Origin of the sequence: Cellulomonas hominis, assembly GCF_005239125.1 — a bacterium.
GTDB lineage: Bacteria > Actinomycetota > Actinomycetes > Actinomycetales > Cellulomonadaceae > Cellulomonas > Cellulomonas hominis_A.
The window spans coordinates 1-10,278 of sequence record NZ_SZYE01000141.1 but is presented as its reverse complement, the minus strand read 5'-3'; the positions used below and the strand labels follow the sequence as shown (position 1 = coordinate 10,278).

6 protein-coding genes are annotated in these 10,278 nt (G+C 77.6%); 3 read left to right on the top strand and 3 right to left on the bottom strand.

Going from position 1 to position 10,278, the window contains the following annotated elements; translation table 11 throughout:
• The first annotated feature begins 160 nt into the window (after nucleotides 1-160).
• From FA014_RS14670 to cydC, 3 genes are all read left to right on the top strand, one after another.
• The gene (locus tag FA014_RS14670) at nucleotides 161-2,854 is read left to right on the top strand and encodes an HtaA domain-containing protein (protein ID WP_154730396.1); all 2,694 of its coding nucleotides are present in this window, start codon (nucleotides 161-163) and stop codon (nucleotides 2,852-2,854) included.
• Between the two features lie 129 nt (nucleotides 2,855-2,983).
• The gene (locus FA014_RS14665) at nucleotides 2,984-4,951 is read left to right on the top strand and encodes an ABC transporter ATP-binding protein/permease (RefSeq protein ID WP_154730395.1); all 1,968 of its coding nucleotides are present in this window, start codon (nucleotides 2,984-2,986) and stop codon (nucleotides 4,949-4,951) included.
• Complete coding sequence (gene cydC, locus FA014_RS14660; RefSeq protein WP_154730394.1) at nucleotides 4,948-6,714, top strand: thiol reductant ABC exporter subunit CydC; 1,767 nt, start codon at nucleotides 4,948-4,950, stop codon at nucleotides 6,712-6,714. Before FA014_RS14665 ends, cydC begins: the two co-directional genes overlap by 4 nt.
• 181 nt (nucleotides 6,715-6,895) lie before the next feature.
• Here cydC and trmB read toward each other — a convergent pair whose 3' ends face one another.
• The 3 genes from trmB to FA014_RS14645 all read right to left on the bottom strand — a co-directional run bounded on the left by trmB (nucleotide 6,896) and on the right by FA014_RS14645 (nucleotide 10,086).
• Nucleotides 6,896-7,678: a tRNA (guanosine(46)-N7)-methyltransferase TrmB gene (gene trmB, locus FA014_RS14655; protein ID WP_230323184.1), complete on the bottom strand. Its 783-nt coding sequence runs from the start codon at nucleotides 7,676-7,678 to the stop codon at nucleotides 6,896-6,898.
• Nucleotides 7,679-7,722: 44 nt separating this feature from the next.
• Nucleotides 7,723-8,484, bottom strand: a complete 762-nt coding sequence (locus FA014_RS14650) for a VOC family protein (RefSeq protein WP_154730393.1) — start codon at nucleotides 8,482-8,484, stop codon at nucleotides 7,723-7,725.
• A gap of 171 nt (nucleotides 8,485-8,655) precedes the next feature.
• Nucleotides 8,656-10,086: a UDP-glucose dehydrogenase family protein gene (locus FA014_RS14645; RefSeq protein ID WP_154730392.1), complete on the bottom strand. Its 1,431-nt coding sequence runs from the start codon at nucleotides 10,084-10,086 to the stop codon at nucleotides 8,656-8,658.
• Nucleotides 10,087-10,278: the final 192 nt, after the last annotated feature.

Sequence of the window (10,278 nt, the reverse complement as noted above, 5' to 3'; positions counted from 1 at the left end):
CCACGCCCGCGACGCGGAGGCGGCCGCCGCGGCACCCGCCACCGGCACCGGCCCGGGCACCGCGCCGGGCGGCCAGCAGGACTGACCGAGGAGGACCGCGGCCCGTCGGGGGGCGCGGCCCGCACGATCGCCCGGGTTCCCCGGGCCGGAGAGGGAGACGATGCACCGAGGAACGAGGACCCGCGCCTGGCGCGCGGTCACCGGCGCGCTGGTCGCGCTGGCGGTAGGGGCGGGCACCGCGCTCGTGACGACCCCCGCGGTCGCCGCGCCGGCGCCCACGCTGACGGTCTCGCAGACGACGGGGCTGGACCCCGACGGCGCGACCCTCACGATCACGGGCCAGGACTTCGACCCCGCGTTCACCCAGGGGCCGATGACGGCCGGGATGTACGCGCAGATCGGCTGGCTGTCGGCCGCGGGCTGGCGGCCGTCCGAGGGGGCGCCCGCCTCCGCGCGGACGAACGCGTACCGGGTGGCGGTCGAGGACACCCCGACCGGCGGCGAGTACGTGCAGTGGACGATCGGCGAGGACGGCCTGGCCGACTTCACCTGGACGCAGACGATCACGAAGGCCGCCCTGGACGCGGTCGCGATCGACGGCGGGCAGCTCGCGGTGTTCACGGTCGGCGGCAAGGGCGTCGTGCAGGCGGGCAACGAGCTCGCCGTGCCGATCGCCTTCGCCGAGCCCGTGACCGAGGAGCCGGGGACCGGGGAGCCGGGGACCGGGGAGCCGGGGACCGGGGAGCCGGGGACCGGGGAGCCGGGGACGGGGGAGCCGGGCACCGAGCAGCCCGGGGCGCCGGCCGAGCCGACCCTGACGGTCTCGCCGACGACCGGCCTGGACCCGCAGGGCACGACCCTGACGATCACCGGCTCCGGCTACGACACCAGCGCGCTCGGCCTCCACGGCCCGAACGCGGGGCAGCCCGCGGGCTTCTACGCGCAGGTCGGCTGGCTGGCGAGCACCTGGCGCCCGTCGGAGGGCGCGCCCGCGGCCGCGCGCACGAACGCCTACTCCGCCTGGGTGCAGGGCGTCAGCGAGACGGCGCCCTACCTGAAGTGGACGCTCGCCGCCGACGGCACCGCGGGCTTCACCTGGACGGTCACCGTCGACAAGGCGACGCTGGACGCGAAGGCCCTCGCGGGCGGCACCCTCGCGGTGTTCACCACGGGTGCCGGCGGCACGACCCAGGCGGTCAACGAGCGCGCGGTCCCGATCGCCTTCGCGGCGGTCGGCGGCGAGAACCCGGGCGGCGGCACCCCCGGCGGCGGCGACGGCGGCGAGACCCCGGGCACCCCGGGCACCCCCGGCACCCCGGGTGGCGGCACTCCCGCCCCGACCTGCGTCGCGGTCGACGGCGCGACCCTGTCCTGGGGTCTGCGCGAGTCGTTCCGCTCCTACATCACCAGCCCGATCGCGCACGGCTCGATCAGCACCACCGGCGTGTCCGGCTCCGGCCCGTGGACCTGGTCCGCCGGCTCGGGCAGCGTCGACGCCGACGGGCTGGCGACGGCGGCGTGGTCCGGCGGCGTCCGGTTCACCGGCCACGACGGCGCGCTCGACCTCACGTTCGCGAGCCCCGAGGTGCGGGTCACCGGCGCCACGACGGCGTCCCTGCTGATGTCGGTGTCCTCGGGCACGGCGGCCGCGACGCGGGTCGAGGTCGCGACGCTCGACCTGTCCGGCGGCACCGCGGCGTCCACCGCGACGCGGGTCGCCTGGTCCGGCGTCCCCGCGACGCTGACCGCGGCCGGCAGCACGGCCTTCGCCGGGTTCTACCCGGCCGGCGCGCCGCTGGACCCGGTGTCCTTCACCCTGCCGCTCGGCGCGGCGACGGACTGCGGCACCCCCACGGTCCCGACCACGCCGACGGTCCCGACGACGCCGACCCTGCCCGGCGGCGGCGGCGAGGGCCCGGCGCCGGTGCGCGAGATCCAGGGGCTGGACGCCTCGGGCGCCGTCGTCGCGGGCGGCGAGCTCACGGTGACCGCGAACGGGTTCGGGGCAAGCGAGGGCGGCATCCGCCTGGAGCTGCACTCCGACCCGGTCCTGCTGGCCACGCTCACCGCCGACGCCGCGGGCACCGTCGCCGCGACGGTCACCATCCCGGCGTCCACGCCGGCCGGGGCGCACACCCTCGTCCTGGTCGGGGCGGGGCAGACGCTCGAGTTCCCGATCACCGTCCAGGCCGCGGCGCCGACCTGCGTGGCCCGGGCCGTGTCCGGGGCGTCGTTCACCTGGGGCGTGCGGGACTCGTTCCGCAGCTACGTCACCGGCCCGGTCGCGAACGGCTCGATCAGCGCGTCCGGCGTCTCCGGCTCCGGCCCGTGGACCTGGTCCGGCGGCACCGGGCGGTACAACACCGCCGGTGGTCTCGGCTCGACCTCGTGGTCGGGCGGTGTGCAGTTCACCGGGCACGCCGGGCAGCTGGACCTGACGTTCTCGAACCCGGCGGTCCGCGTGACGAGCGCGTCGTCCGCGACGCTCACGATGACGGTCGCGAGCCCGGCGGGCTCGTCCCGCGTGGCGATCGCCTCGCTGGACCTGTCCGCCGGCTCGACGTCCTCGGGCGCCTCGCAGGTGGCGTGGTCGGGCGTCCCGGCGACGCTGACCCAGGCCGGCGCGACGGTGTTCCAGGGGTTCTACACCGCGGGCGCGGCGCTCGACCCGGTGTCGTTCACGCTGCCGCTCGGCGCGGAGGTCGCCTGCGACGCCGCGTCCGGCAGCCTGGCCACGACGGGCGCCGAGCCCGGTGACGCGGTCGGGTACGCCGCCGCGCTGCTGCTGTTCGGCACGCTCCTGACGGCGGCCGCGTACCGTCGCCGGCACCGGACCGCCGCGGCCGCGGCCTGATCGACGGGCCGGCGCGACCCGCGGGTCGCGCCGGCCCGGACCACCGTGCCCGGCACGGTGTCGCGCGGAGGGCGACCGCGTGGCACCGTGTCCGGCGCGCCCCTTCTGCTCCGTGATCCGAGGACCCGCATGACCGCCCAGCACCCCGGCCGCCCGGCCGGTGCCACCGCACGACCCGGCGGCCGACCCGCCGGCCACCCCGGGGGACGGCCCGCCGGTCACCCCGGCGGCGGCCACCCCGGCCACCCCGGCCACCCCGGCCGCCCCGGCGGCGCGCCCGCGGGGCCGCCCCAGGTCCCCACGCCGCCGCTCGCACGGGGCGTCAGCCTGCTGCCCGCCGTCCTCACCTGGGTGGTCGCGGCGGGCACCACCGCCGTCTACCTCGCGCTGGGCGCGGTCCTGGACGGCGCCCGGACCGGCGACGGCGTCCCGCCGGGTGCCCTGGTCGCGATCGTCGTCGGGGTCGTCGCGCTCGCGGCGGCCGCGTTCGCGGGCCCCCGGCTGAGCCTCGGCGCCGTGGGCCGGCGCGAGGCGGAGCGCCGTGACGTGCTGCTGGACCAGATGTTCCGGCTCGGCGTCGCGTTCCGGACCCAGGAGCGCTCGGGCCGGTTCGTGTCGACCGCCACCGACGGCGTCGAGCGGGCCGCCTCCTACGAGGTCACCTTCAAGTTCCCCATCATCGCCTCGATGACCGTCCCCGTGATCGCGCTCGTCGCGCTCGGCGCGACCGTCGACTGGGTGGTCGCCGGCTGGCTCGCGCTCGCGCTGCCCGCCATCCCGCTGCTCGTCAACGGCTTCCAGCGGCTGTTCCGCAGCGTGTCCGTGCAGTACCGGATGACGGCCCGCCGGTTCGCCGCGCAGTTCCTCGACGCGATCCAGGGCCTGCCGACGTCGACCGCGTTCAACCGGGCGACGGCGAAGGGCGCCGAGCTCGCGCGCAGCGCCGAGCAGCTGCGCCGGATGGTCATGCGGCTGCTGGCGGGCAACCAGGTGGTGCTGCTCGTCATCGACGCCTCGTTCTCCCTGGCGATGGTCGCGGCCGCGGCCGGCCTCGCGATGGCGCGGCTCCGGGACGGCGCGATCACCCCGGGCCAGGCGGTCGCGGTGGTCCTGGTGTCGACCGTGCTGCTGGAGCCGCTGGACCGGGTCGGGCAGTTCTTCTACGTCGGCATGGGCGGGCGCGCCGCGGTCCGCGAGATCGACGCGGTGCTCGCGCAGCCGGCGACCGCGGGCGACGCGCCCGGCGTGCGCGCGCCCGTGACCAGCACGTTCCACGTGAATCCTCGCGGTGCGGCCGGAGACGGGACGCCCGCGGCCGACGGGGCGGGGGGCCGGCCGGAGGCAGTCGCCCTCGACCACGTCTCGTTCGCCTACCCCGCGGGCGGCCCGGTGCTCGACGACGTGTCGTTCACCGTGCCCCGCGGCGGGCGGGTGGCCCTCATCGGCCCGTCCGGCTCGGGGAAGAGCACGGTGGCCGCGCTGATCCAGGCGCACCTGCGCCCCGCGAGCGGTGCCGTGCGGGTCGGCGGGCACGACGCCACCGCGGTCCCGGTCGACTGGGTGCGCGCGCAGACCGCCGTGGTCGCGCAGTCGACGTACCTGTTCACCGGCACGCTCGCGGACAACCTCCGGCTCGCCGCTCCCGATGCCGACGACGACCGGCTGTGGCACGCGCTGGCCGAGGCGAACCTCGCCGACGACGTGCGCGGCTTCCCCGACCGGCTGGCCACCCGCGTCGGCGAGCGCGGGCTGTCGCTGTCCGGGGGCCAGGCGCAGCGGCTCGCCGTCGCCCGTGCGCTGCTGAAGGACGCGCCCGTGCTGCTGCTCGACGAGCCGACCAGCCAGGTCGACGCCGCCTCCGAGGCCGCGCTGGTCGACGCGCTCGACCGGGCCGGCGAGGGCCGCACCGTCGTCGTGGTCGCGCACCGGCTCAGCACCGTCCGCGGCGCCGACGAGGTGCTGGTGCTCGCGGAGGGCCGCATCGTCGAGCAGGGCCCGCCGGACCGGCTCGGCGGCATCGACTCGTACTACGCCCGCGCGCTGGACCTGTCCGGTGCCGCCGCGGGCCCGCTCACCGAGCAGGAGGCCCGCCCGTGAGCGCCGCCACGTCCGCCGCGCCCGCCGCCGGCACCGCGGCCGCCGACGTCCCGCTGAGCCGCGCCGCGATCTCCCGGCGCCTCATCCGGTTCGGCCGCCCGGTGCTGCCGCCGCTCGCCGCGTCGCTGGTGTGCCGGGTGCTCGGCCAGCTGCTCGGCATCGCGCTGCTCGGCGTCTCCGCGTGGGGCGTCGCCCGCGTCGCGGAGGACCCGTCGGCGCCCATCGCACCGGTCGTCTGGACGCTGGTCGTCCTCTCCCTCGTGAAGGGCGTGCTGCGCTACCTGGAGCAGTTCACCGGGCACGCGGTCGCGTTCCGGGCCCTGGCCATGCTGCGCGTCGACTTCTACGACCGGCTCGCCCCGCAGGCGCCGGCCGGGGTGCTGTCCCGGCGCACCGGCGACCTGGTGAACCGCGCGACCAAGGACGTCGACCGCGTCGAGGTGTTCTTCGCGCACACCCTGGTGCCCGCGGTGAGCGCGGTCGTCGTGCCGCTCGTCGTGCTGGTGGTGCTGGCCACCGGCTACGACCCGGTCCTCGCGCTCGTGCTGCTGCCGTTCCTCGTGCTGGTGGGGGCGGTCGTGCCCGGCTGGGGCCGCACGCCCAGCGCCGTCGCCGCGACCCGCGTCCGCGCCGCCCGCGGCCGGCTCGCCCAGCTCGTGACGGAGTCGCTGCAGGGCGTCCGCGAGGTGCTGGCGTTCGGCGCCGCGGGCCGCCGCCGTTCCGAGGCCCGGGCCGTCGCGGCGGACGTCGACGCCGGGCTCGCGGGGCTCGCGACCTGGACCGCGCGCCGCCGGGCCGCGAACTCCGTGCTCATGGTCGGCGCGGTCGTGACCGTCGCGCTGGTCGGCGCGGCCCGCGTCGGCTCGGGCGCCCTCGGCTGGCCCGCGTACGCCGTGGCGGTCGTGCTCGCGCTCGCCGTGTTCACGCCGGTGCTCGCCGTCGAGGACGTCGCGCCCGACCTGGAGCAGGCGTTCGCCGCCGCCCGGCGGATCTGGCGGATCACCGACGCCGCCCCCGCCACCACCTCTCCCGCCCACCCGGTGCGCCTGCCCGACGGGCCGCTGGACATCCGGTTCGAGGGCGTGGCGTTCACCTACCCGGCGCCGGACCTGGACCCGGACGACCCGGCTGCGGCAGCGCTGCGGTCCGTCGAGCGCAGGCCGGTGCTGACCGGGCTCGACCTGCACGTCCCCGCCGGCAGCACCACCGCCGTCGTCGGCTCGTCGGGCTCCGGCAAGTCGACCCTGGTCAACCTGCTCACCCGCGCCTGGGACCCGGACGCCGGGCGGGTGCTGCTCGGCGGCGTCGACGTGCGCGACGTGTCGCTCGAGGACCTGCGGCGGCACGTCGCCGTCGTCGGCCAGAGCACGTACCTGTTCAACGACACGCTCGCGTCCAACCTGCGGCTGGCGGCACCCGACGCGACCGACGCCGAGCTCGAGGCCGCCTGCCGGCGCGCCGCGCTGCACGACGCGGTCGTGGCGATGCCGGACGGCTACGAGACCCGGGTCGGCGAGATGGGGGAGCGGCTGTCCGGCGGGCAGCGGCAGCGGGTCGCGATCGCGCGGGCCCTGCTGCTGGACGCCCCGGTGCTGGTCCTCGACGAGGCGACGAGCCAGCTCGACGTCGCCACCGAGGCCGAGATCCAGGACGCGCTGGTCGAGGCGGCGCGGGGCCGGACGGTGCTCGTGATCGCGCACCGCCCGGGCGCGGTCCGCACCGCCGACCGGGTGCTCCGCATCGACGACCTCGCCGGTCGCTGACCCCCGGGGGCCCCTCCCGCCGGGGCCCCTCCCGCCGGGGCTCGTCCCGTCGAACCCGCAGAAGCTGCGGGGTTCGGGGTGGCTGAACCCCGCATCTCCTGCACGTTCGGCGGAGGCGGGGGCGGGGTGGGGGGCGCGCGGGTTCCGGGGGTGGGGGGCGCGGGGCGGCCCGGCCGCGACATCAGGCGGTGCGGGTCGCGATGACGTCGCGGGCGGCGCGGCCCGCCGCGAGGCCCCGGCGCTCGAACTTCGTCACCGGCCGGTGCCCGGGGCGCGGCGCGTAGCCGCCGTAGGGGTTCGTGAGCCCGGGGTCGGCGCCGAGGACCTCGACCATCTGCTCCGCGTACGGCTCCCAGTCCGTCGCGCAGTGCAGGACCCCGCCCAGCTCCAGCCGGCTGCGCAGCAGCGCGACGTGCTCCGGCGCGACGATCCGGCGCTTGTGGTGCCGGGCCTTGGGCCACGGGTCCGGGAAGTACACGTGCACCGCCGCGAGCGAGCCGGGCGCGATCACCCGCCGCACCAGGTCGAGCGCGTCGCCGTGCGCCACCCGGACGTTCGTCAGGCCGCGCTCGTCCACGAGCGCCAGCAGGTTCGCGACGCCGGGCAGGTGCACCTCGACCGCGAGGTAGTCGCGGGCCGGGTCGGCGGCCGCCATCGCGGCGGTGGTGTCGCCCATCCCGGAGCCGATCTCGAGCACGAGCGGGGCGGACCGGCCGAACAGCGCGACCGCGTCGAGCGTCCCGTCCGGCCCGGTCGGGGGCAGCCCGAGGGCCGGGTCGTGCACCGAGACGCCGAACCGGGGCCACAGCCGCTCGAGCGCGTCCGCCCGGCGAGCGCCGAGCGTGGACTTGCGGGGGTGGAACGTGCGGACCGGCTCGCCCGCGGTCTGGGACGGGTGCTGGAAGGCGTCGCCCGGGCGCGGATCGCCGGCGGGCGGGGGAGCGGGCAGGTCCGGGACGGGCACGGCGTCGAGGGTAGTCGCGCGCGCAGCCCTCGAGCCGCCCGCCGTCACCCCTGCGACTGCGTCCCGGTGGCCGCCATCACCCAGAACCGCTCCCCGAACGGCCCGGTGATCCCCGCGATCCGCCCGTACGGCGTGTCCTGCGGCGCGACGTGCACCGCCCCGCCGAGCCGCGGGGCCGCCGCCACGACCGCGTCCGCGTCGTCGACCCGCAGGTAGACCGCCCACTCGGGGTCGCCGTCGCCGATCCCGCCGACCGGCCGGCCGTCGAGCAGCAGCGTCGTGTAGTCGAAACCGGGCCCGCTGATGTCGTCCAGCCCGTACCCGAACACCGTGGTGTAGAACGTCCGGGCGGCGGCCGGGTCGGCGGACGTCTGCTCGGTCCAGGCGAGCGCCCCGTGCTCGTCGACGACCTGGGCGCCGGTGGACGTGCCCGCCTGCCAGAGCGCGAACCGGGCGCCCGTCGGGTCGGCGAGGACGGCCATCGCCCCGAAGTCCATGACGTCCATCGGCCCGGCGAGCACGCGGGCCCCCGCGGCGAGCGCCGCCTCGGTCCGCGCCCGGACGTCCGCCGCGGCGAGGAACGTGAGCCACCGCGGCTCGGCGCCGTCGGGCACGTAGCCGTTGAGCGCCGCCGCCCGCCGGCCGCCCGCCAGCGCCTCGGAGTAGGAGCCCGTCTGCTCGGGGCCGACCTCCCACTCCCAGCCGAGCAGGTGGCCGTAGAACTGCCGGCCGAGCTCCAGGTCCGGGACCGCGAGCTCCACCCAGCAGGGCGTGCCGTCGGGCCAGGCGGTGTCGCGCGTGGTCATCGTGGTCCCCGTCCGTCGACTCCGGCGCGGCCCGGTCGGCCCGCCACGCGACCATGAGACCACCGCCCCCCGACACCGGCCAGGCCCGGGGGGCGACGAAGGGGCGCCCCGACGGGCCGGCGCTCCCTCCGCGCGCCGACCCGCCGGGACGCCCCGTCCCGTGGCCGCCCGTCAGGCGGCGGGCCGCCCCAGACCCGCGAACTCCCAGCCGGCGGTGCGCCAGCGGGCGGGGTCGAGCTTGCCGCGCGCGTCGACGACGCGGGGCGTGGCGGTGAGCGGCGCCAGCTTCTCGGCGTCCGCCTGCGCGAACTGGTCCCACTCGGTGAGCACCAGGACGACGTCGGTGCCCTCGACGGCCTCCTCGACGGAGGTGGCGTAGGACAGCGTCGGGAACGAGCGGCGCGCGGTGTCGCCGGCCTCGGGGTCGAACACCGTGACCTGGGCGCCGCGCAGGTGCAGGGCCGCCGCCACGTTCAGCGCCGGCGAGTCGCGGACGTCGTCGGTGTCGGGCTTGAACGCCGCGCCGAGCACGCCGATCCGGCGGTTCAGCACGGAGCCGCCGCAGGCCTCGACCGCCATGTCCAGCACGCGCTCGCGCTGACCCATGTTGATCTCGTCGACCTGCTGCAGCAGCGCGGACGCGCGGTAGGCGCCGAGCTCGTTCGCGCGGTGCATGAGGGCGCGGATGTCCTTCGGGAGGCAGCCGCCGCCGAAGCCGAGGCCGGCGTTGAGGAACTGCCGGCCGATGCGGACGTCGTGGCCCAGGGCGTCGGCGAGGACGGTGACGTCCGCGCCGGCCGCCTCGCAGACCGTGGAGATCGCGTTGATGAACGAGATCTTGGTGGCGAGGAACGCGTTGGCGCTGACCTTGACGAGCTCCGCGGTCGGCAGGTCGGTCACGACGACCGGGGTGCCCTCGGCGATCGGGCCGGCGTAGACCTCGCGGAGCGTGGCCTCGGCCCGCTCCGAGGTGCCGCCGAGCACGATGCGGTCGGGGTGCAGGGTGTCCTCGACGGCCTTGCCCTCGCGGAGGAACTCGGGGTTCCAGACGAGCTCCAGCGAGACCCCCGCCGGGACGTGGGCGGCGACGAGCTCGCGCAGCCGGGCCGCGGTGCCGACCGGGACGGTCGACTTGCCCACGACGAGCGCGTCCTTGGTGAGGTTCGACGCGATGGTGGTCGCGGCGGACTCGACGTAGGACAGGTTCGCCGCGTGGCTGGTCTTCATCTGCGGCGTGCCGACGCAGATGAAGTGCACGTCGCCCCAGGCGGCGGCGGAGGCCAGGTCGGTGGTGAACCGCAGCCGGCCGGTGTCGAGGTGCTTCTCGAGCAGCGGGTCGAGCCCGGGCTCGAAGAACGGCACCTTGCCGGCGGCCAGGGCGTCGACCTTGGCCTGGTCGACGTCGGCGCCGAGCACCTCGAAGCCGAGCTCGGCCATCGCGACCGCGTGGGTGGCGCCGAGGTAGCCGGTGCCGTACACGCTGATCTTGAGCGGGGCGCCGCCGCCGGCGGTCGTGCCGGCCTCGGGCTCCTCGGCGGGCAGGTCGGCGGAGGCCAGGCCCTCGGCGGACAGGGTGGCGGCGGAGAGGGACGCGTCGTTCATGGCAGTGCTCCTCACGGTGGGGCGCGGGTGGCGGGGCGAGCGGGTCCGGCGGGCGGTCACGGGGTCGCCGCCGGGGTCGGGGTGGGGGAGGCGGTGGCCGTCGGGGTGGGCGACGGCGACGCGGTCGGGGCGGGGGTCGGCGCCGGCGCCCTCGCCGAGCGCCTCGCCGGCGCCGACCCCCCCCCCCCCCCC

Coding starts and splice junctions, on each gene's coding strand:
- FA014_RS14665 (WP_154730395.1), top strand. CDS start 2,984: ATGACCGCCCAGCACCCCGGCCGCCCGGCCGGTGCCACCGCACGACCC.
- FA014_RS14650 (WP_154730393.1), bottom strand. CDS start 8,484: ATGACCACGCGCGACACCGCCTGGCCCGACGGCACGCCCTGCTGGGTG.
- FA014_RS14645 (WP_154730392.1), bottom strand. CDS start 10,086: ATGAACGACGCGTCCCTCTCCGCCGCCACCCTGTCCGCCGAGGGCCTG.
- FA014_RS14670 (WP_154730396.1), top strand. CDS start 161: ATGCACCGAGGAACGAGGACCCGCGCCTGGCGCGCGGTCACCGGCGCG.